This window comes from Streptomyces sp. NPDC048623 (assembly GCF_040650755.1).
Taxonomy (GTDB): Bacteria; Actinomycetota; Actinomycetes; order Streptomycetales; family Streptomycetaceae; genus Streptomyces.
This window is the reverse complement of sequence record NZ_JBEZHV010000011.1, coordinates 116525-137997: the sequence shown is the minus strand read 5'-3', so window position 1 is coordinate 137997 and position 21473 is coordinate 116525. Positions and strand designations below refer to the sequence as shown.

General features: G+C 71.0%; 14 protein-coding genes. 10 read left to right on the top strand and 4 right to left on the bottom strand.

Features of this window, described 5'->3' with window-relative positions; translation table 11 throughout:
* Positions 1–212: 212 nt before the first annotated feature.
* The 3 genes from AB0C73_RS18240 to AB0C73_RS18230 all read right to left on the bottom strand — a co-directional run bounded on the left by AB0C73_RS18240 (position 213) and on the right by AB0C73_RS18230 (position 7075).
* A complete protein-coding gene (locus AB0C73_RS18240; protein ID WP_362531008.1) occupies positions 213–2840 on the bottom strand; it encodes an RICIN domain-containing protein in 2628 nt (875 codons plus the stop codon).
* 63 nt (positions 2841–2903) lie between these two features.
* Positions 2904–5294 carry a non-reducing end alpha-L-arabinofuranosidase family hydrolase gene (locus tag AB0C73_RS18235; protein WP_362530771.1) on the bottom strand — a complete coding sequence of 797 codons (2391 nt, stop codon included), beginning with the start codon at positions 5292–5294 and terminating at the stop codon, positions 2904–2906.
* 185 nt (positions 5295–5479) lie between these two features.
* Positions 5480–7075, bottom strand: a complete 1596-nt coding sequence (locus AB0C73_RS18230) for a sigma-70 family RNA polymerase sigma factor (protein ID WP_362530768.1) — start codon at positions 7073–7075, stop codon at positions 5480–5482.
* 573 nt (positions 7076–7648) lie between these two features.
* Here AB0C73_RS18230 and AB0C73_RS18225 point away from each other — a divergent pair.
* The 5 genes from AB0C73_RS18225 to AB0C73_RS18205 all read left to right on the top strand — a co-directional run bounded on the left by AB0C73_RS18225 (position 7649) and on the right by AB0C73_RS18205 (position 11133).
* Entirely contained in the window at positions 7649–7816 is a 168-nt protein-coding gene (locus AB0C73_RS18225; RefSeq protein WP_362530765.1) for a hypothetical protein, read from the top strand.
* 238 nt (positions 7817–8054) lie between these two features.
* Positions 8055–8399, top strand: coding sequence for a hypothetical protein (locus AB0C73_RS18220; protein ID WP_362530763.1), 345 nt, complete (start codon positions 8055–8057; stop codon positions 8397–8399).
* Positions 8400–8466: 67 nt separating this feature from the next.
* Positions 8467–9243 (top strand): ATP-binding cassette domain-containing protein, encoded by a 777-nt coding sequence (locus AB0C73_RS18215; RefSeq protein ID WP_362530760.1) that lies wholly within the window; start codon positions 8467–8469, stop codon positions 9241–9243.
* Positions 9237–10535: an ABC transporter permease gene (locus AB0C73_RS18210; protein WP_362530757.1), complete on the top strand. Its 1299-nt coding sequence runs from the start codon at positions 9237–9239 to the stop codon at positions 10533–10535. Before AB0C73_RS18215 ends, AB0C73_RS18210 begins: the two co-directional genes overlap by 7 nt.
* The gene (locus AB0C73_RS18205; RefSeq protein WP_362530755.1) at positions 10522–11133 is read left to right on the top strand and encodes a hypothetical protein; all 612 of its coding nucleotides are present in this window, start codon (positions 10522–10524) and stop codon (positions 11131–11133) included. Before AB0C73_RS18210 ends, AB0C73_RS18205 begins: the two co-directional genes overlap by 14 nt.
* A 107-nt stretch (positions 11134–11240) precedes the next feature.
* Here the strand turns inward: AB0C73_RS18205 and AB0C73_RS18200 are convergent, their stop codons facing one another.
* Positions 11241–13904 carry a tetratricopeptide repeat protein gene (locus AB0C73_RS18200; protein WP_362530754.1) on the bottom strand — a complete coding sequence of 888 codons (2664 nt, stop codon included), beginning with the start codon at positions 13902–13904 and terminating at the stop codon, positions 11241–11243.
* A gap of 449 nt (positions 13905–14353) precedes the next feature.
* Here AB0C73_RS18200 and AB0C73_RS18195 point away from each other — a divergent pair, with 449 nt between their 5' ends.
* From AB0C73_RS18195 to AB0C73_RS18175, 5 genes are all read left to right on the top strand, one after another.
* Positions 14354–14707: a hypothetical protein gene (locus tag AB0C73_RS18195; RefSeq protein ID WP_362530752.1), complete on the top strand. Its 354-nt coding sequence runs from the start codon at positions 14354–14356 to the stop codon at positions 14705–14707.
* A complete protein-coding gene (gene pstC, locus AB0C73_RS18190) occupies positions 14704–15723 on the top strand; it encodes a phosphate ABC transporter permease subunit PstC (protein WP_362530750.1) in 1020 nt (339 codons plus the stop codon). Before AB0C73_RS18195 ends, pstC begins: the two co-directional genes overlap by 4 nt.
* The gene (pstA, locus tag AB0C73_RS18185) at positions 15720–16979 is read left to right on the top strand and encodes a phosphate ABC transporter permease PstA (RefSeq protein WP_362530747.1); all 1260 of its coding nucleotides are present in this window, start codon (positions 15720–15722) and stop codon (positions 16977–16979) included. The genes pstC and pstA overlap by 4 nt, the downstream gene beginning before the upstream one ends.
* A 62-nt stretch (positions 16980–17041) precedes the next feature.
* A complete protein-coding gene (locus tag AB0C73_RS18180; protein WP_362530744.1) occupies positions 17042–18784 on the top strand; it encodes a phosphate ABC transporter substrate-binding protein PstS in 1743 nt (580 codons plus the stop codon).
* Positions 18781–21468: a hypothetical protein gene (locus tag AB0C73_RS18175; RefSeq protein ID WP_362530741.1), complete on the top strand. Its 2688-nt coding sequence runs from the start codon at positions 18781–18783 to the stop codon at positions 21466–21468. The genes AB0C73_RS18180 and AB0C73_RS18175 overlap by 4 nt, the downstream gene beginning before the upstream one ends.
* Positions 21469–21473 lie beyond the last annotated feature (5 nt).

Sequence of the window (21473 nt, the reverse complement as noted above, 5' to 3'; positions counted from 1 at the left end):
TGATCCTGCCTCCAGGGTTGGGCGGCGCTGGAGGAGCTCGCGATCCAGTGGATCGAGGCTGGCGGCGGGCGTGTCACCGCCCACGAACCCGGGCCGCTCTACAACGGAAAGCCGCCCTCCGGCCGAGATGTCCCATCGGCCAGGAGGGCGGCAGTCCGTCAGTGATCGCGCGTCAGCTCACACGTCGAACGTGAGCGCATCCGGTGTCGGGGTCAGGAGGGGTCGCCGTACTGGAGGCCGCGGCCGTTGGTGCCGATGTAGACGCGGCCGTACGTGTCCGGGTCGCCGGTGATGACGCCGACGCCGCCGATGCTGCCCCACTGGTGGGCGTCGTCGTTGACGCGGAGCCAGGTGGCGCCCTTGTCGGTGGAGCGGAAGACGCCGGTGACGTCCTTGACGGTGCCGATCAGGTACAGGGCCTGGTAGGAGGCACCGGGTGCGGCCTTGCCGAAGCCGAGGGCGGAGGCGGACTTCACCGTGGTGAGCGTGGTGAAGGTGCGGCCGCCGTCGGTGGAGTGCAGCAGCCCCTGGCCGCCGCCGGCGATCCACAGGTCCCCCGCGACGCCGGGGACGGCGGTGAGACGGCCGGAGGGCAGGTTGCCGGCCCGCGGGCTGAAGGTCGCTCCGCCGTCGGTGCTGGCGTGGAGCGTGCCACCGGACAGCGAGTAGAACGTCCTGGCCGAGGAGCGGTCGGCGACGACCACGGCGTCGGTGCCAAGGCCGCCGGCCTTCGACCAGCTCGCACCCTTGTCGGTCGAGCGGTACGGGACCTGGCCGGCCTGGGTCCAGACGATGGTCGAGCCGTCGGCCGCGAGCGCGACGCGGCCGTCCTGGGCACCGGCCACCGGCTCGGCCTTGAAGCCGTTCCAGCTGGTGCCGCCGTCGGTGGAGTAGGCGCCGTCCTGCGCGCCGCCGCGGCCGACGCGGACCATCATCGAGGGGTTGGCCTGGGCGAAGTCGATGTCGGTGCTGTTGGACATCATCGGGTTGTCAAGGCGTCCGGCGGGCACCTTGGTCAGGTCGTCGTGGCGGAAACCGCCCTGGTCGCCCATGGCGGTGACGACAGCGGCACCGCCGGGCGGGGCGATCGCGTCCATCAGCGCGGTCTCCTCAAGGCCCCGCGCCCCACCCGCGGTCCAGTGGCTGGTGCCGCCGCTGTCGGTGGCGTTGGCGTCCTTGCTGCGCCAGATGCCGTTGCCGGTGCCGTACAGCACGTGCCCGGAGTCGAAGGGGTCGATGGCCAGGGCGGTCATCCAGTGTCCGGTGTGGGTGCCGACGTAGGGAGCGGCGGAGGCGTTCCGCACCGACTTGTCCGCCAGTGCCTTCCAGGTCGTGCCGCCGTCGGTGGTGCGGTAGATCTCGTCCTCGGGCCACCAGCGGTCGAGGGTGGTGACCATCACCGTGGACGGCCGGCGCGGGTCGACGGCCAGGCCGGAGAACCCGTAGCCGCCCTGGGACGGGGAGACGTTCTTCCACGTTCCGCCGGCCGGTGCGTACTTCCAGACCGAGCCCGCCGTCACGCCGTTGGGGCCGAGGGCGTCGGTGTACGTCAGGTACAGCGAGCCGTCACCGGAGAGCACGCCGTGCTGCGGCAACTGGCCGGTGGGCCGGCCGGGGACGGCCTGCCAGGTGGTGCCGCCGTCGGTGGAGCGGTACAGGGAGGTGGACTTGTCGGCGACGCCGACGTAGACCGTCCTGCTGCCGGCCGGGCCGTACGTCACGAAGGAGATGCCACCACCGCTGCCCGCCCCGTCCTTGACGGGGAACGAGGAGACCTGCCGCCACGTCGCACCGCTGTCCGTGCTGCGCCACAGGCCGTTCTTACGGGTGCCGAGCAGGAGGGTGCGGTTGTCCGAGGGGTCGATCACCAGCCGCTCACCGGCCCCGCGGCCGTCCTCGTTGCCGCCCAGCTTGAAGGGGAGTTCGGTGCGCTGGAAGGTGCGGCCCCGGTCCGTGGAGCGCAGGATCGCGCCGTTGCCGGCCCAGTCGTTGGTGTAGGTGCCCGCCGCGAGGTAGAGGCGGTTCGGGTCCACGGGGTCGGTGGCCACCGCGTCGATGCCCAGCAGGTTCCAGTCCTTCTCGCCGAGCCAGTCGGTCAGCGGGATCCACTGCTCGGCCGCGGCGTCCCAGCGGTAGGCGCCGCCCATGTCGGTACGCGCGTACAGCAGCCCCTTCTCCCGGGGGTTGAACACCAGCCCGGTGACGTAACCCCCGCCCACCACCTGGGCGTTCTTCCACGCGTACGGTCCGGTCCCGGTGGCCGGGGCCTCGGCCGTCTTCACCAGCTTCCACTGCTGGTTGGTGCTGCCGTGGCCGCCGTACTGGATGACCGCCGCGCCGTCGGCCGTGGAGCCTCCGGAGACGTCCAGGACCATGCCGCTCCTGCGGGAGGTGAAGGTGACGGCGTCCGAACCGCTCACCTCGTCGATCCGCCACTCCTGGGAGGCGGAGGAGCTGTCGGTCTGCTGCTCCGTGGCAGCCGCCTGCGAGGTCGAATCGCCCGCTATGCCGAGCACCTTGCCGCTGTTGCGGTTCACCAGCTCGTAGTAGCCGTCGCCGGTGGAGCGCAGCCGCCACTGCTGGTTGGCCGTGTTCTGGTCGGTCCACTGCTGGATACGGGTGCCGTCGGCGGTGGAGAAGGCGTTGACGTCCAGCACCTTGCCGCTGCGCACCGAGACCAGCTTGTAGTAGGCACTGTCGTCGACCGTCGCGGCCTGCGAGTCGTCCTGCACGAACAGGAGGTACGGCACGACGGTGGCGGGCACACCGAGCAGCAGAGCGGTGGCGGTCCTGCGACGGCGGTGACGTCCGCGGCGCCCGGCGTTGGTGGGGTTGTTCACGGGGTTGTTCCTGGGGTTGTTCATGGGGGGTGTTTCTCCTTGTGCAACCGTGGATCGGTCAGGTCAGCGCTGCATGGTGAGGACGCCCGGCCGGTACGGCAGTTGGTCGTAGGGGCCGCCCGCGGTGGGGGACTTGCCCTGGTAGAGGAACTGCAGGTTGCAGGGGTCGATGGTCATGGTCTGGTCGGGGTCGGCGCGGATCAGGTCACCGTGGCTGATGTCGTCGGTCCAGGTGGCGCCGCTGTTGGCCTTGCCCGCGAAGGGGTTGCTTTCGCTGCCTGCCTGCGGGGTCCACGCACCGCTCAGGCTGGAGGCCGTGAACGAGCGGAAGTAGCGCCGCTCGTTCGCACCCCGAGCCTCGACGATCATGAGGTACTGGTTCTGGCCCTGGACCTTGTAGACCTGCGGCGCCTCGAAGAGGTTCTTCGCCGTGTCGCTCATGACCGTCGTGTACGACGAGCCGAAGGTGCCCGGGAAGTTCCCGATCGGCATGCTCGCGCGGTAGATCTTGCCGTTGTCACCGGCGAAGAACAGGTACATGTTCTTCTCGTCGGCGATCAGGGTCTGGTCGATCGGTCCGGTGCCGGATTCGGTGCGGGGGATGCTGCCGGTGAACAGCGGCTGCGGCGCGGACCAGCCGTTGGGGTCGGTGGGGTCGCTCGACGTGCGGTAGCTGAAGGGCGAGGCACCCCACTGGTACGCCAGCACCCAGATCTTCCTGGGCGCGAAGTAGAACAGGGTGGGCGCCACCGCGTTCTGGCTCATCCTGGTCTGGCCGGCCGCCGCCATGTCCGACCAGTTCGTGAAGGGGCGGAACGCCATCGAGCCGTACGAGGTTCCCGACGCACTCGACGCGTAGACGAGGTGCTTGCCGCCCAGCACCACGTGGGTGAAGTCCTTCACCGCGGCCCACCCGTTCGACGGCTGTGCGAGGGGACCCGTCGAGCTCCACTTGTACGTCGACGGAAGAGCGCACGTGCCGCCGCCCGTCCCGGACGGGGCGGCCCACTTCTGGTTGCCGACGGACGCGCAGGCGTACAGCTGGATCGTCGTGCCGTTCGCGGTGGCCGCGCCGACGGCATCGAGGCACAGCCCGGACTGGACACCGGTGATCGTGCCGTCGGTGTTGATGTTCCACTGCTGGTTGGCGCCGCCGTTGCAGTCCCAGACGATCACCGGGGTGCCGTTGGCGGTGCCCTTGCCCTTGGCGTCCAGACACTTGCTGCCCTGCACCTTCAGCTGCTTGGCGGCGGTGTAGGTCCAGCGCTGGTTGGTCTGCCCGCTGCAGTCCCACAGTTGGGCCCGGGTGCCGTTGGCGGTGGCGGGGCCGGGGACGTCGACACAGCGGCCGGAGGCCACGCCCTTGATCTCCCCGGTACCGTCGCTCGGCTTGCCCGGGCTGGTGCCGGAGCCGGAAGGGAGAGCGTTCATGACGGCGGTGTACGCGGGCTTGGGCTTGCCGCCGCTGTCGAACAACAGCGGGCTCTCGCCGCTGCGCCAGGAGTCGCTGTCACGGACGCCCCACACCGTGATGCCGGTGCATCGGGGCACGGACAGGCAGGTGCTGACCGTGTTCGCATAGTGGGTGGGTGAGGCCTGGGCGATGTCCAGCTCGGTGATCTGGACGTCGACGCCCAGGGCGGCGAAGCCGGCCAAGGTGGTCTTGAAGCTCGCCGGCGGGCCGCCCGCCCCGAAGTGGCTCTGGAACCCGACGCAGTCGATCGGCACGCCGCGGGACCTGAAGTCCTTGACCATGCGGTAGACGCCCTGGGTCTTGGCGTCCGACCAGTTCTCGATGTTGTAGTCGTTGTAGCAGAGCTTGGCCGAGGAATCGGCCGCACGGGCGGTGCGGAACGCTTCCTCGACGAAGCCGTTGCCCAGCACCTGCTGGAAGACCGAGTCGCGGAGCCTGCCGCTGCCGCCGTCGGCGAACGCCTCGTTGACCACGTCCCAGGCATAGATCTTGCCCTTGTAGTGGGTCATCTCGGTGGTGATGTGGTGGTTCATCACGCCGCGCAGTGTGCCCGCGTCGCGGATGGCGCCGACCCAGGAGGGGAGCTGCGAGTGCCAGACCGTGGTGTGGCCGCGCAGGCGCTGGCCGCGTGCCAGGGCGTGATCGACGATCCGGTCGGCGGGGCCGAAGTCGAAATGGCCGCGGGACGGTTCGATGGCGTCCCACTTCATCTCGTTCTCCGGGGTGACCATGTTGAACTCCCGGTCCGCGATCGCGGTGTACGCGGAGTCGCCGAGCCTGCCGGCGGCCACGGCCGTGCCGAAGTACCTGCCCGAAGGGGCAGCCTGGGTGCCCAGGCCCGCGGCTCCGGCGGAGCCGGGGAGGAGCGTCACAACGCCGGCCACCAGCGCCGTGGCCGACAGTCCTGTCGCCCATGTCCGGCGTCGCCGGCGGAGCCGGTGCAGGCCCTTCGCCCTGGGTTCTTGGGTGTGTTGCGTCATGTGAGGGGCTTTCTTCAGGGGATACGTCAGTGGGGGAACACCCCTGAAGTGGAGGCTGCCGAGCTCGCGGTCTCGTAACAGAAAAGTCGCGCCGTCCGCAGGATTGCCCCGTGACGCATCTCGCAGGCGGAAAGCGTTATGCCGGACGCCGTGGCCTGGTCGCGCCCGTGGAAGAGGGGCGGTGCTCAGACCCCGGGGCCGCGCACGATGAAGGAAGCCTGGCCGGCGAAGGCCCGCGTGCCGTCGGAGCCGTCGAGCCAGATGCCGCCGTCGCGGTGGCGGAGGACCGATCCCGGATAGTTGTGCGCGTGCAGGGTCACGGACCCGGCGACCGCCCCGGGACGGGGGCAGAAGGTGGCGTCTTCACGGAACAGTGCGCTGCCGTCGTCGGTGCTCAGCCGCAGCCGGAGGTAGTGGTGGCGAAGATACCGGCCGTCCGCGGCGCGGAAGGTGACGCACCGCGTGTCGGCCAGTCCCCCGACGACCGTGAAGGTGACCCGCTGACGTGCCGGTGCGCCGCTGGACGCGGCGACGCTGCCGAGCGCCGCGAAGTCGCCCGTGTACGTGACGAACAGGCCGGGACTGTCCGCGGACTCCAGCGACTGCGCGCCCAGCGGAACGGTGCCCGCGATGGCGGACGGGCTGACCGAGGGCGGGCTCACCGGGGACGGGCTCACCGGGGACGGACTCGCCGAGGACGGTCCGGCCGACGTGGTGGTGCGCGAGGGAAGCGGCGTGGGAGTGCCGACCGCGGGCGCGGCGGTGGCGCCGGGCACCCGAGGCGCCGGTTCGGGCCAGGTCGCGTAGGTGGCGGTCCCGGCGATGAGCACCGCGCCGGTGGCGAGGCTCACCAGCGGATGAGCGGTCACGGCCTGGAGTTTGCCGGTCAGAGCGCCGTGGAGACCGCTTCCCCCCGTCGCCGTGCCGACGGCGACGGGGGCCGCGGCCAGCCCGGCAGCGCTCGCTGCCGTACCCGACAGCAAGCCCTTGGCGGCCAGCGCGGCGATCAGTGCGGCCGGGACGGCCAGCGTCGTGAGGCTGAGGGGCAGCAGTTCGGCCGGAACCCGTTCCGTCGACGTCGCCACGCAGACCGGGCAGTCACGGGTGTGCCGCGCGATCCGCTTGCGCCACACCGACGCATGGTCACCGTCCCAGCCGACGACTGTCCCCTCCAGCTGCGGACAGCGCGGGGCGGCCTCCAGCGCGGCGACGATCGTCCGGCACAGTTCCAGCTGCTCGCGCATGCGTTGCAGGCGCACTCCGACGTGCGCGACCGTGAGGCCCGTCGCGGCGGCGATGTCCTCCCGGCTGAGCAGGCCGGCGCATTCCTGCCACCACAGCGACAGCAGCACCCGGTGGTCCGGGTCGAGCCACCGGCCGGCTTCGACGACCCGGCGCCGCTCGTCCGACACGTGCAGCCGCAGGATCGTCACGTCCACGGGCTCGGCGGCGGCGTCCGGTATCCGGCGTGCCTCGTCGATGACCGTGGTCCGGTCGGCGAAGGCGCGTTGTCGGTGCCAGTGGGAATTGATCTGGCGGAGCGTGATCGACACCAGCCAGGACCGGAAGCTCTCCGGTACACGCAGGGAAGGCAGGTCGCGCACCACGCGCAGCAGGGTTTCCTGGACGACGTCGTCGACATCGGCATGTCCGCTCAGCGCTCGCCCGACGACGTTGTAGACCAACGGCAGGTACGCGGCGATCAGCTCCTCGCGCGCCCGATCGTCACCGGCCTGCGCCGCGACGACCAGCCCCGCGTGGTCTGCGTCCTTGAGCCCCATTCCCACCTTCTTCAGGGGAGCGATCCGCCGAGTACGGGCGGCACACCCTAGCCTCGACGAAGGCATACGGCCAAAGCCTGCGCCTCGGGCGGACGGTCTGGCCCGTGAGCACCCGACTGATGCGCGGACGACCCCCCAGCGGCCCACACGGTGTGGCGGGACCGCAGGCTTGGCAGAGTCCGCCCCGAGATCCGTGGGCGCGCGCTCGCCCGCTTGGGGCGCGGGAACGAGGGTGCCTGCCGCTGCTGCACCAGGCAGAAGACGTGTTCGGCCGGCTGACGAACATCGCGCCGGCATGATCATGAAGTACGCCACCGACTTCAGCTGCGCCGGCGGACACGCCCAGCTCCCCGCCGGCAGGGACGCGACCCGATGCAGCACGGTGTCCGTCCCGGCTGACTGCCGCTCCTCGCTGTCCACCTCGCATCGCACGGCGATCTCGGCCTCGTTGTGCACCTCGTGTGACTGGGCCGGGCAGCGGATCGGCTCCCCGAGGCCTGATCACGATGGACGGTGGCTTGAAGAAGAGCCGGGGGAGGGGGGCGGTCGGCTGTCCCGGCTCAACTCGGCGATGTGATCGGCGTGGTTGCGGCCGACTGCCACGATCTTCCCAGGGCTGACCGGGGCGAGCAGCCGTACGTCGTGCAGCGGCTCGCGGCGGCCGGCGACCTCCGCGGCTCCCCTCACCGGATCGGCGCTCCGCACCTCCAGGACGTCGTCCCCGTCCTCGGCCGGCACTGACCTGCGCGCGCCCGGATCAGCCAAGCGATCAAGCCAATATGTGCTTCGAAATCGGACAACGGTTTTGGCTTGAAGGGTGTCGATTGAAGGATCGTAAATTCTTCCCTTTCGGACATACGGGGCTTCCCTATGGCCTGAGAAGTGCCAATCTCAAGCCTTGATTCCCGGCTTCTCGCGCCTGACGCACGTTACGATCGCCGCTTCGAATGAGGTCAACACCTCGATGACCAGGGGGGAAATGAATTCTGTCGTAGCCCGAATACTGGGCGCCAAGGCTGTAAAGGGTGCTGCCGTCGCGGCTCTGTCGGTTGCGGCCATCGGTCTGGCCGCTCCGACGTCGAGTGCGTACAACGAATCGACCTGGTACGGCGGTTGCCGGGGGTACTGGTACACGACGGCCGGTCACGGCTACTGCTACAACGCGCAGAGCCCGAGTGCGTCTCCCGAGACGTTCCTGATCACCTACGACTGCAACTACGAGCTGGACAAGCAGCGGTTCAAGCACGTGGACGACGGGTTCGTGGGGACGTTCGACACCTATGAGTGCACGTTCAAGATCAACAGCACTCATGTCAACTCGTAGCTGAGGAACGCTACGGTGGGTCCGCTGTGCAAGCGGACCCACCGTTCATTTCGGAGAGTAACTGTCTATGGCGTCTGTTCCTGTTGCCCGATTGACGGCCCTCACGCAGGGATATGGCGGTCGAAGCATCATTGAGGATCTCACCCTGTCCATCCAGCCGGGTGTCACAGGTCTGCTGGGCCCTAACGGCGCCGGCAAAACCACGCTGTTCCGTACCCTCGCCACGATCGTGCCACCGCGAAGCGGGGACCTGGAGCTGTTTGGACAGCCCGTCACAAGCGAACGGGATGCCCGGCAAGTTCGTCGCCGGATTGGCTACCTACCCCAGGACTTCGGCTACTACCCGGCGTTCTCCATTACCGACTTCGTCCGCTATTGCGCCTGGCTGCGCGAGGTTCCCTCCAAGGAGGCCGGGCCGGCGACCGGGCAGGCGCTGGCCGCGGTCGGGCTGGCCGACCGGGCCCGCGACCGTATGAAGTCCCTGTCCGGCGGCATGCTCCGTCGAGCGGGCATCGCTGCGGCGATCGTCGGCTCGCCTTCCCTGCTTCTGCTCGACGAGCCCACGGTTGGACTTGACCCTGCACAGCGCCTCGACTTCCGCAACCTCATCCGCTCCCTCGCCCGCTCAGGGACGGCCGTCGTGCTCAGCACCCATCTCGTAGAGGACGTGGGCGCTGCCTGTGACACCGTCCTGGTGCTGAACCAGGGGCAAGTGGTCCACAGCGGTACGCCACAACAACTGGCGGAACTGTCCACGCCCACGGCCCCGGGAGACAGTCCGCTGGAGCGCGGCTACATGACTGTTCTGGGCAGCCGTCGGCCGACCGAGGAAACGGCATGCTGAAGACCTACCGCATCGAGCTGCGACGTTCCCCCCTGCTCACCGCCTTTCCCGTGATGATCATCGTGGATCTGGCGGTGCTTTTCGGGCGCTCTCAGTACTGGATAGGTGTCTGGCCCGAGGCCAGCGTGGCGGCGCAGATCGTCACACTCTTCCTGGGTCCGGTGCTCGCCGGAGTCTCCGCATGGCAGGCGGGACGCTCCTCCCGGTCGGGGATGCCCGAGTTCCTGCTCGCGGCCGCCCGGCCCGGCTGGCGGATCGAGGCCGCAAGGCTGGCCGCCACTCTCACACTCGGATTCCTCGCGTACGGGATCGGGTGCCTCACCGCGGCGGCCGTTTCGCTCAAGGATGCGGGGCCGGGCTTCCTGTGGCCTTCGTACCTGCTGCTGGGTGCCGCGACTCTCACCATCTTCGCGTCGGTCGGGCACCTGGCCGGACGCTGGTGGCCCTCGCCTGGATTCACACCCGTTGTCTGCGCGCTGGGCTGCTTCATCAGCATGCTCGGCCTGCCGTTCAAGTTCAACGTCCTCGCAGGTCCCCCGGACACTCACGTGAGCCTGCCGCCACTCGCCGTTCGCCTGCTCCTGGCCCTCGCTCTCGCCACGCTGGCCGTGACGGCACCACCGCGAACGAGCAAGGCCGACCGCCAGATGCCCCGCTGGGAGCTGCCACGACACACCAGCGTTGTCGCCGTCGGTTCGGTGCTCTGCTGCCTGCTCGCACTGGCCTTCGCCCCGTTTGCCGGCGAACTGCGCGTGGAACGATCGGCGTCGGCGACCGAACCGCTGTGTGACCGCGCCGACGAGAGTGCCCCACGGGTCTGCGTGTGGCCCGAGCACCGGAAGTACTTGCCGGAGTTGACTGATATGGCTCAGCGCCTCGACCGACCCACGCAGCCGTGGGTCAAGGCACCGAGCGAGTTCTACGAGGTCGGATTGCGGCGAGGGCGATTGGGAGATCGAGGATTCGACATAGCCGAAGGGCACGTTCGCACCGCGGCGATCGCCATGGCCGACCAGGTGTTCACAACGTCGCTCGGCCGCTGCGTTCCTCCTCTCAAGGAGCGCCGGGCATGGCAGGCCATCGACAACATTCACATGTGGCTGGAGTACCAGGCCATGGGGCAGGATCCGGCCACCGCCGACGACGGACTGCACCTTACCGGGGTCACCGCCGCTCAGCATGACGCGGCCGAGGCGGCACGGATGACACCGGCCGGGCAGCAGAAATGGATAGCCCAGGAGCGCAACCATCTTGGTGAGAACCGCTGGTGCAAGCCTGATGAATGGCACTGACCTTGTCCGCTACGGGAGAGTCCACCGGGCTGGAACCATCCTCGCCGGAGTCGTGGTGGTCGCTCTCCTGTCGGCGTTCTTCGGTGGCAGCCGCATCGCACTGCCGTCCATCGGCAGCGCGAGTCTCTCCACAAGCGTGCCCTACCGACAGGAGCTTCCGCTCCTCTCGGCCGTGTTCCTCACGGCAGCCTTCGGGGGAGCGATGTCTGCCCAGGAGGAGACCGGCGCGCGCACCATGCACCGTCTCCACAGCGTGTACTGCGTCGCACTGACGCTGACTGCCTGCGCTCTCTCCTTCGGCACCGAGGCTCTCTCCGCCGGACCGGAGCGTGGGGTCGTCTTCGTTCGCTCCCTGCTGATCTGGCTCGGCCTTGCCTTGCTGTCCATCAGGCTCCTCGGGCAGCAACTCGGCTGGGTCCTCCCCATGGCCTCGGCCTTCCTTCTGATCTGGTACCCCCTCAACTGGTGGGACTGGACGGCAAATCCAGCCACCGATCTCTTCAGCTGGGTTCTTGCCGCGACCGCGCTCGCCGTGGGAGTCGTGGCGACCGCTGCGACCCCCTGGCGTAGGCGGGTTTTCCTCCTCAGAAGGAGATGATCGGACACGACGCCGCGGCGGATGGTGCGCCTTGTCGGGCGCTCCTGCGCTGTCGTGGTCGACGGACAGGACGTGAACGAGCACGTTGCCGGCCGCGGCTTCCTTGGTCAGTCTTCGTCGGGTACGGCCTCGGCCCCGTTTCGGCCCTGCATGCGGAGGTAGATCGGGTTGGCGGCGGCGGTGGCCTCCGCCAGGGTGTCCGCCTCGGTGGCCCTTCCCTCGGAGCGGAGACAGAGGACGACATCGTGGGTGACGGCCGCCTCGTTCCATTCGTATGAGCCGGACCGGTAGACGGCGAGGGCCGCCTCGAGGTCGGCGTGTGCCTCCGCGTACCGGCCGAGTTCCCGGTAGGCGACTCCGCGGAGATGCAGTGCCATGGAGCCGGCATAGGCGTCTCCCGCGCGCTCGGTCACTTCGACCGCGTAGGTGAGCGGTGCGAGCGCGGCTTCGGGCCGGCCCGCCTTGAGATGGAGCCATCCGATGTCCCGCTGAGTGTGGGCCTGCCACATCTCGTCGCCGAGCTGCTCGAAGACGCCCAGGGCGATGTCCGCCGTGTGGGCGGCCTCGTCGAGGCGTCCCATTCCGGCCAGGACGCGGATGCGTGCGTTGGTGACACGCCCCACCCAGTGGCGCTCGCCCATGGGTCCGAAGATCTCCTCGGCACGGTCGTAGCGCTCAAGGGCCTCTTCCCGGCGTCCGAGGAGGCGGTAGATCTTTCCGAGCGCGTAGAGACCGGCCCCTTCCCACCGGCGGTCGTTGAGCGCCCGGAAGTCACGGACGGCGGACTCCAGCAGGGGTGCCGCTTCCTCCGGTCGGCGCAGGTATCCGAGCGTCTCCGCCAACGTCCGCCGCAGCCGTGCCTGGGCTCTCAGGTCACCGGCGCGTTCGGCCAGTTGCAGCGCCTCGCGCTGGCTCCGCTCCGCCGACTCGGGCCTGCCCCGCCATCTCTGGAACTCGCCGAGCTTCTCCAGCGAGTTCAGGACGTGCCACGCGTCGTCGGCCGCGCGCAGGCCGTCCGTCGCTGTGGTCATGTGCTCCAGGGCCTGCCGGTAGTCGCTCTTCGCGGCGTACGCGCGGGCGACGACCATCTCGTCCCGGGCTCTCCCGACAGGGCCGGCACCGTCGTCCGGTTCGGTACGAAGGAGCAGGGCCAGGGCTGTGTCCGGTGTGCCTTCCGTCACGGCCGCTGAAGCGCGGGCGCGCCGGAGACCGGCGAGCACGCGGGGCCGGGTTTCGGAGGGAGCCGCGAACAGCCAGTCGGCCGAGCCGGTGCGAAGGCTGATGTCGTCGAGGAAGTAGGACAGCGCCTCCCCGATCTCGGCCGCTTCGGCGGCCATGCCGATGTTCTTGGCGTGCCCGATGATCCAGAGCAGCCGATCCTGTTCGGCGGACACCCAGCCGGCGGCCGACTCCTGGCTCAGTTCGCCGATCCTCGCCGCGGACACCTCCGCGCCGAGTTCCGGCGCACGCCGCGCGGCCAGGCCGACGACGGCGTCACGATATGCCTTCACCAGGCGGGTCTCGTGCCGGTGCCGTTCCTCCGGGGGCAGTTGCTCGTACTGCTCGACCGCGAAGACCCGGACCAGATCATGGACGCGATAGCCGGTGCTCGTCTCGTCGCCGCCGTCCACCTCCATCAGGCTGACCTCGATCAGCTCGTCCGGTGCCGCGAACGCCGACCCACGGGCGGCGGCGACGTGCGCGAAGTGCCAGTCCGTGACCCTTCCCACCGGCAGCAGAGCGATCATTCCGAATGCCGCTCGCGTGGACTCCTCGAGGTCTCGGTAGGTGAGCATGAGGCACGCGTGCAGACTCTCGTTCTCGAAGACGAGTTCCCCCAGTCGCTGCCTCTCGTCCTCCAGCCGGGCCTGCATACGGCGCAGGCTCAGATCGGGCCTCTGGTCCAGCTTCGAACCGACGATGCGCAGGGCCAGGGGAAGCCTGTCGCAGAACCGGATGATCTGCAGGGCGGCCGCGGGGTCGGTGGCGACACGCTCGCGGCCGGCGTAATGGGCCAGCACGTCCAGGGCTTCGCCCTCGTCCGGAAGCGACACCGGCAGCGGCGCGCGCCGGGTGACACCTGCGGAGAGCGGCTTCCGGCTGGTGATCAGGACCGTGCATCCCGCGCCCACGGGCAGGAGCGGGCGCACCTGCTCGGTGCCGTGGGCGTTGTCGAGCACGATCAACAGGCGCTGGTCGTTGGTGAGGTTGCGGAGCAGAGCGGACCGGCCGTCGACGTCGGCGGGAAGGTCGGCGCGAGCGGTACCGAGGCTCTCCAGGAGGAACTCCAGCGCCTCTTCGCTCGACTTGGGGGTGTCGCTGTTTCCCTTGAGGTTGATGTAGAGCTGACCATCGGGATAGGCGTCGTGTGCCCGGTGTGCTGCGGTGAGGGCGAGGGTGGTCTTCCCCACGCCCGCCGCCCCGTGGACGACGACGATCTTCGCCTCGCTCTCCGCCACACCGGTCGGCAGGATGCCCCCGGGCGAGGCGGGCACATCCCTGAGTAAGGTGAGCAGTCCGCCGAGGAGGGCTTCGCGTCCTACCAGCGACCCCACCGGAGGCAGCTGACGCGGCCGCGTCCGCCCGGACGCCACCGTGTCCACGTGGTGCCCCCGGCGCTCCTTGACGAAGTGGTACGCCGCGAGTCCGCCGACCGCGACAGTGACACCGACAGACACGGACTTGGCCGTCATCCCGTCGCCGAGGACGTTGAAGATGAGGTCGCCGGTGGTACCCAGAGCGGCGACGCTGAAGGCGGTTCCGGCCAGCAAGATCGTGTGACGACGTGACCCGATCTGTTCCGCCACGGTCATCCCCCATGAAGTCGGCGTGGGCGCATGATGCCATGGCGGCGGACGCGTGGACCAGCCAAGTGCCGTGGAGATCAACCGGAGTTGACGGATCGGGCCCCGGTCGTCCCCGGTGACCCGAACCGGGTTGCCGCCCCTGCCGGACGGTCATCGGTCGGTCCCCCACATATCTCCCAACGGCTTCCGTCTCGCGTTCATATGCCCGCCGTCGCTGCTTCACCGGTCCGTGGAGTGGTCAGCGCCCAGTGCCGTGATTGTCATGCCCGCGGTCACGGTGGAGTGGCCGGATGTCGGCCCTTCGTGAGGGGTCGGGTGAAGGGGGCGGTGCCGTGTCTCGGCCACGGTTTCTGTTTGTCTCACGGGTGGATCTCGAAAGATGCCAGGGGCGGCACTCCGGGCCGGATGCCGCGGTGAGCTGGCGGCTCGTCGGTGCCAACAACCACGAACTCGGGCGTGGCCCCGACCTCCACCGCGACCACACGGCGTGCAGCGCCGCCGTCGGGCGGCTGCGCGCCGGGCTCGACCGCGCGGTGCCCCAGGTGACCATGGGCGCCGGCGGCGGCTCCTGGACCTGGCAGCTCGCCGTGGACGAGCGCTGCGTGGCGGTCGCCGCCCGCGAGTTCCACCGTCAGCGCGAGTGCCGCGACAGCCTCCGGCTGTTCCTGGCCGCGGCCGCCGAGGGCGAGGTCGCCGCCGACGTGACGCACACCCGCCGGCTGCGCGGCCTGCGGCTGCCCGACGCCGTCCCGGAGAACGCCTCGTGAGCACCGTGACTCCCGCCACCGCCACCGCCACCGCCGAACCCGAGCCGCCGCGTACCGGGACCGCCGCCCAGGACCCCGCCGACCGGGTCTTCCGCGTCGGCGCCCGCGGGGCCGGCGCGCTCGTCCTCGTCATCATGACCCTCGTCGGCGTCTTCCTCGCGGTCCGCGCCGCCCAGGCGCTCGGCGAGGCCGGCGGCTCCTTCGTGACCACTCCGGCCTGGGAGCCCGACTCCCGCCGCTTCGGCATCGCCGCGGTCCTGCCCGGCACCGTCCTCATCGGCCTCACCGCGATCGGCCTCGCCGTGCCGCTCGCCCTCGGCACGGCCCTCTACATCACCGAGTACGCGCCCCGCCGACTGCGCCGCACCCTGGTGAGCCTGGTCGATCTGATGGCCGCCGTGCCGAGCGTGGTCTACGGCCTGTGGGGCTTCTTCTTCCTCCAGCCCCACATCACCGGCCTGTCCCGCTGGCTCTCCACCTACCTCGGCTGGATCCCGCTCTTCACGGTGAACGGCGCCGACCCGGACGACCCGCTCGCCCCGGCCACCGTGTACACCTCCTCCACGTTCATCGCCGGGGTCGTCGTGGCGCTGATGGTCACCCCGATCGCCTGTTCCGTGATGCGCGAGGCCTTCGCCCAGGCGCCGCCCGGCGAACGCGAGGGCGCCTTCGCGCTCGGCGCGAGCCAGTGGGGCGTCATCCGCACCGTCGTCCTGCCCTTCGGCAAGGGCGGCATCATCGGCGGCACGATGCTCGGGCTCGGCCGGGCACTCGGCGAGACCATCGCCGTCGTCATGATCATCTCCCCGGTCTTCGTCTTCCAGCCGCACATCCTGGAGAACGGCGCCAACTCCGTCTCCGCCCTGATCGCCCTGCGGTACGGAGCCGCCAGCCCGTTCGGCATGTCGGCGCTCATGGCGGCGGGCCTCTCGCTCTTCCTCATGACCCTCGTCGTCAACTTCGTCGCGTCCTCCGTGGTCGCCCGCAGCCGGTCCGGAACGGGAGCCGAGGCATGACCCTGACCACCGACCAGACGACCACCGACCAGCCGGGTCCCGACGAGGCCGGCACGGTCACGCCCGACGTCGTCCCCGACGGCCCCGGCGCCCCCGCCGAGTTCCGCCGTACCACCTCGGCCCTGCACGCCCGGGACGTCTTCGCCCTGCTCGGCGCGGGCGCCGCCGCCGTCGCCCTGACCTCCGTGCTCTTCGGGCGGGTGCTGCCCTTCGACGGCGCCCTCGGCTTCACCGTCGTCACCTACCTCGCCTTCATGGCGCTGTACGCGGTGCTGATCTCCCTCGACGAGAACGGCGCCGTGATCCGCGCCCGGCTCGCCCAGACACTCGTCCACGCCCTGGCGTTCCTGCTGCTCGCCGCACTCCTCTTCATCGTCGGGTACGCCCTCTGGCGCGGCCGGGAGGCCCTGCCCCACCTGAACTTCTTCACCGAGGACATGTCCGGCACCGGGCCGCTCCAGCCGATCACCCAGGGCGGCATGCTCCACGCCATCGTCGGCACCCTCCAGCAGATCGGCATCTCCCTGCTGATCACGGTGCCGCTGGGCCTCGCCTGCGCGGTCTTCCTCAACGAGGTGCCCGGCCGGTACGCCCGCTTCGTCCGCACCATCGTGGAGGCGATGACCGCCCTGCCCTCCATCGTGGCCGGCCTGTTCATCTACGCCACCGCCATCCTCGCCCTGGGCCTCGGCAAGTCGGGCTTCGCCGCCTCCCTCGCGCTCTCGGTGATGATGCTGCCGATCATCGTCCGGGCCGCGGACGTGGTCATCCGGCTGGTGCCCGGCTCGCTCCGGGAGGCCTCGTACGCCCTGGGGGCCGGACAGTGGCGCACCGTATGGACGGTGGTGCTCCCCACCGCCCGCTCGGGCCTCACCACCGCCGTCATCCTCGGCACCGCCCGCGGCATCGGCGAGACCTCCCCGGTGCTGCTGACCTCGGGCGCCGCGACCGGCCTCAACCTCAACCCCTTCGACGGGCCGCAGACCTCGCTGCCGCTGGCCACCTTCACCCTGGTGGCCTCCCCGGAGAAGGCCATGATCGCCCGCGGCTTCGGCTGCGCCGCCCTGCTGATGGCCCTCGTCCTGCTGCTCTTCCTGCTCGCGCGGCTCATCGGTGGCCGGGGACCGGGTCAGCTGAGCAACCGTCAGCAGCGCCGCAGGGCCGCCGCCTCGCTCAAGGACCTGGAGCGCATGGGGTCGCCCGTCGACGGACCCGAGCCCGAGCCCGCTGCCGCCCCGTCGCCCCCGGCCGGCTGACCGTCCGCCGTACGACCACCCCCGCACCACCCGCACCACCCGCCACCGATCAGGAGAACCCGATGTCCGGACGCCCACCGGCATTCCCCGCGAGCGTGCTGCGGCGCACCCTGGCCGCGCTCGTCACCGCCCTCGCCCTCGTGGTGCCCGTCGCTCCGCCCGCCGCCGCCGAGAGCTACGTACCGGTCTCCGGGGCCGGTTCCACCTGGAGCCAGAACGCCCTCGACCAGTGGCGGGCCAACGTCAAGCAGTACGGGATGACGGTCAACTACAACGGCACCGGCTCCTCCGACGGGCGCAACCAGTTCCGCAACGGCACCGTCGACTTCGCCGTCTCGGAGATCCCGTACGGCATCAACGACTCGGGCGTCGCCGACCCGCCGCCCTCGCGGAAGTTCAGCTACATGCCGATCGTCGCGGGCGGCACCGCCTTCATGTACAACCTGCGGATCGGCGGCCGCCGGGTGACCAACCTGCGGCTCTCCGGCGAGAACGTCGCCAAGATCTTCACCGGCGCGATCACCATGTGGAACGACCCCGCGCTCAAGGCCGACAACCCGGCCCTCGCGGCGAGCCTCCCGGCCCGCCGGATCGTCCCCGTGGTCCGCTCCGACGGCTCCGGCACCACCGCCCAGCTGACCACGTGGATGAGCAGGAAGCACCCGGCGCTCTGGGACGCGTACTGCCGCCGGGCGGGCCGCAGCACCCCCTGCGGACCGACCTCCAACTTCCCCGTCGTCGGCGGCACCGGCTTCGTCGGGCAGTCCGGCTCCAACGGCGTCTCCGGCTACGTCGCCCAGGACGGCAACCAGGGCACGATCACCTACGTCGAGTACTCGTACGCCGTGTCCACCACCGGCTTCCCGGTGGCCAAGATCCTCAACGCCAAGGGCTACTACACCGAGCCCACCGCCCAGAACGTGGCGGTCTCGCTGACCGCGGCACGCATCAACCCCGACCTGACCCAGCGCCTCGACGGGGTCTACGACTCCACGGACCCGCGGACCTACCCGCTCTCCAGCTACAGCTACATGATCGTCCCGACGGCGGTGGAGTCGAACTTCAACCCGCAGAAGGGCAAGTCCCTCGGGGCGTTCGCCTACTACTTCCTGTGCCAGGGACAGCAGTCGGTGGACCGGCTCGGCTACTCGCCGCTCCCCATCAACCTGGTGCAGGCCGGTCTGACCCAGGTGCGCCGCATCCCCGGCGTGGTCGCCGAGACCATCGACATCCGCAACTGCAAGAACCCGACCTTCTCCAGCGACGGCACCAACACCCTCGCCAAGACCGCCCCCATGCCGCCCGCCTGTGACCTCAAGGGCGCCACCCAGTGCGACACCGGCACCGGCGGCAACAAGACCCCGACCCGGACGGGCGGTTCCTCCGGCGGCACCACCGGGGGAACCGGCGGAGGCGGCGGGGGGACGGGCGGCACCGGTGGCGGTACGGGCTCCGGCGGCGCGGCCACCGGGGGAGCCGGCGGAGGCACCGGGGGTACGGGCGGAGCCGGCACCTCCGGCGGGGCCGCCACCGGCTCCGGCGGCGCGGCGACCGGCGGCGCGATCGACCCCGACACCGGCCAGCCCATCGCGGCAGGCGGCGGTGCGGGCGGCGGCGACGCGGGCGGAGCGGGCGGCGGCGGTGACCTGTACGGCGTCCCCGTGACCACCGCGGCGAGCGTCGGCGGCGGACTGCAGACCACCCTCATGGTGCTCGGCGCGCTGCTTTTCGTCGCCGTCACCGTCGGCCCGCCGCTGCTGCACCGCCGGCTCGCCGCCCGCCGCACGGGGGAGGGCCCCCGATGACCGGCACCCGACCGGCTCGCAGAGCCCAACCCACCCGCCCCGGCCGGCTGCGGACCCTCCTCGGCACCCTCTGCCTGGCCCTCGTCCCCGTCGTCGCCGCCGTCGGCACCGGCCTCGACCCGGCCGCGGCACCCGCCTACGCCGCCACCGGGGAGAACGGCGAGAGCGGGGAGAACGCGGGGAACGGGGAGAGCTCGGCGGTCACCGTCTCCGGCACCGGCGAGTTCGCCGACCTGAGGATCACCGTCGGCCAGACCCGCAACCTCGTCAACCAGGTCGTCCGGATCAACTGGACCGGCGGCGCGCCCACCGTCTCCGACACCGCCTACGCCGCCAACTACCTCCAGATCATGCAGTGCTGGGGCGACGAGCGCGGACCCGGCACCGACCAGTGCCAGTTCGGCGGCTCCTCGGCGCTCGGCGCGGGTTCCGGCAACCAGGCCGCCGGCGCGTACACCAACGGCCGCCAGCTCAACTACGGCGCCCACCTCAAGGACTCCGAGAACCAGCCGCTGCCGCCGCCCAGTCCCAGCGGCATCTCGTACGCGCCCTTCCGCTCGGTCACCGGCGACGACGTCAGCCCCGGCAACTGGAACGAGTTCTTCGACGTCAACAGCACCAACGAGGTCCCCTACGCCCGCACCGACGCCCGCGGCACCGGCGAGGTGCACTTCGAGATGCAGACCGGCGTCGAGGCGCCCGGCCTCGGCTGCGGCGCCGCCGTCGAGACCCAGGGCACGGAGGGTACCGGCACCGGCACCGGCACCGTCACCGGCCGCGGCTGCTGGCTGGTGATCGTGCCGCGCGGCACGAAGGAGGTCGACGGCAGCGCGTACACCTCCCAGTCCAGCGGTCAGCTCCAGTCCTCCCCGCTCAGCCCGGCCAACTGGAAGCACCGCATCACCGTCCCCCTCGGCTTCGAACCCATCGGCAGCTACTGCCCGATCGGCGCCGAGGAACGCGGAACCCTGGGCAGCGAGATGGCCGCGGAGGCCGTCACCCGCTGGCAGCCCGCCCTCTGCCGGACCGGCGACCAGGCGATCTACGGCTACGCCCAGGTCCCCGACGAGACCGCCCGCGTCAAGCTGCTCTCGGGCACGCCCGGCCTGGTCTTCGTCGGCCGCGCCGCGCCCGCCCCCGCTTCCGACTCCGGCCGCATCCCCGTCTACGCCCCGGTGGCGCTCTCCGGCATCACCATCGGCTACTCCGTGGAGAGCCAGGCGTCCTTCGGCGCCTCCGACGAGGTCCGGCGGCGCAACGGCACCCGGATGACGACCCTGCGGCTCACCCCGCGCCTGGTCGCCAAGCTGCTGACGGAGTCGTACCGCGACGGCGTCTCCCGCTTCGCCGAGAGCGTCGCGGGCAACCCCGAGAACCTCGGCCGCGACCCGGAGTTCATCCGTCACAACCCCGAGTACGCCGACCTGGACTTCGGCGGCAAGCTCGGCGACGCCCTCGTCCCGCAGCCGCTCGCCGACACCACCCGGCAGCTGTGGGAGTGGGTGGCCCAGGACCCGGCCGCCGCCGAGTTCCTCAAGGGCACGCCCGACGACGAGGGCGCCCACGGCGACCCCGGCAACTCCGGCATGAAGGTCAACCCGCACTACAAGGACCTCGCGACGCCCCTCGACTCCTTCCCCAAGAGCGACCCGTACTGCCAGGCCTTCGACGACCGGCCGGAGCACCCGCTCTGCATCCAGGACAAGAAGCCGTACGCCACCGACATGCACGCCGCGGCGCGCGCGGCCGGCCGCGGCGACACCCTGGCCCGTACCTCCTGGGACGCGACGGCGACCCCGCCCGCGTACAAGAAGGACCCGCCGCAGCCGGCCGGCCAGCGGGCCGTGCTCGCCGTGACGGACACCGCGACCGCCGAGCGGTACGGCCTGATGCGGGCCGAACTCCTCAACGCGGCGGGCCGGTTCACCGCCCCCGACACGGCGTCCCTGACGGCCGCGGCGAAGGCCCGCAAGCCGGGCCCGAACGGGGTGAGCGTCCCCGACCCGGGTACCAAGGACCCCGCCGCGTACCCGCTGACCGTCCTCACCTACGCCGCCACCGTCCCGGCCGACCTCACCGCGGCCGAAGGACGCGACTACGGAACCCTGCTGACGTACGCCGCCGGCGCCGGGCAGACCCCGGGCGTCGCCGCCGGCAGCCTCCCGCACGGCTACGCGCCGCTGCCCGAGGCGCTGCGGGAGCAGACCCGCGCGGCCGCGCGCCAGGTGACGACGCAGGCGGGAGTGAAACCGACGGCCACTCCCACTCCCACTCCCACCCCCACCCCGACGCCCGCACCGTCACCCGGGGGCACGTCCACCGGCGGGTCCGACAGCGCAGTGACGACGGGCGGGGGCGGAGCGGGCGCGGACTCCGGCGGTACGGGTTCGGGCGGTACGGACTCCGGCGGTACGGGCTCCGCGGGCCAGGGCGGCAACGCGACCACGCCCGCGAGCCCCGGCCCCAGCCGGTCCGCCGCTCCCGCCGCGACCGCGAAGCCCGCCCCGGGACCGCGGACCGTCTCGGCCCTGGGCTCCCCGACGCCCGCCTGGGAGGTCGGTGCCGTCCGGAACGCCCTGCTCGTCTGTCTGATCGTCGGCGCGCTCGCCGCCTTCGCGGGCCCCGCGCTGCCGAGATACCTGCCGCGCCTCGTGGCCGCCGTACGCGAGCTGAGAGGGAGGTGATGCCC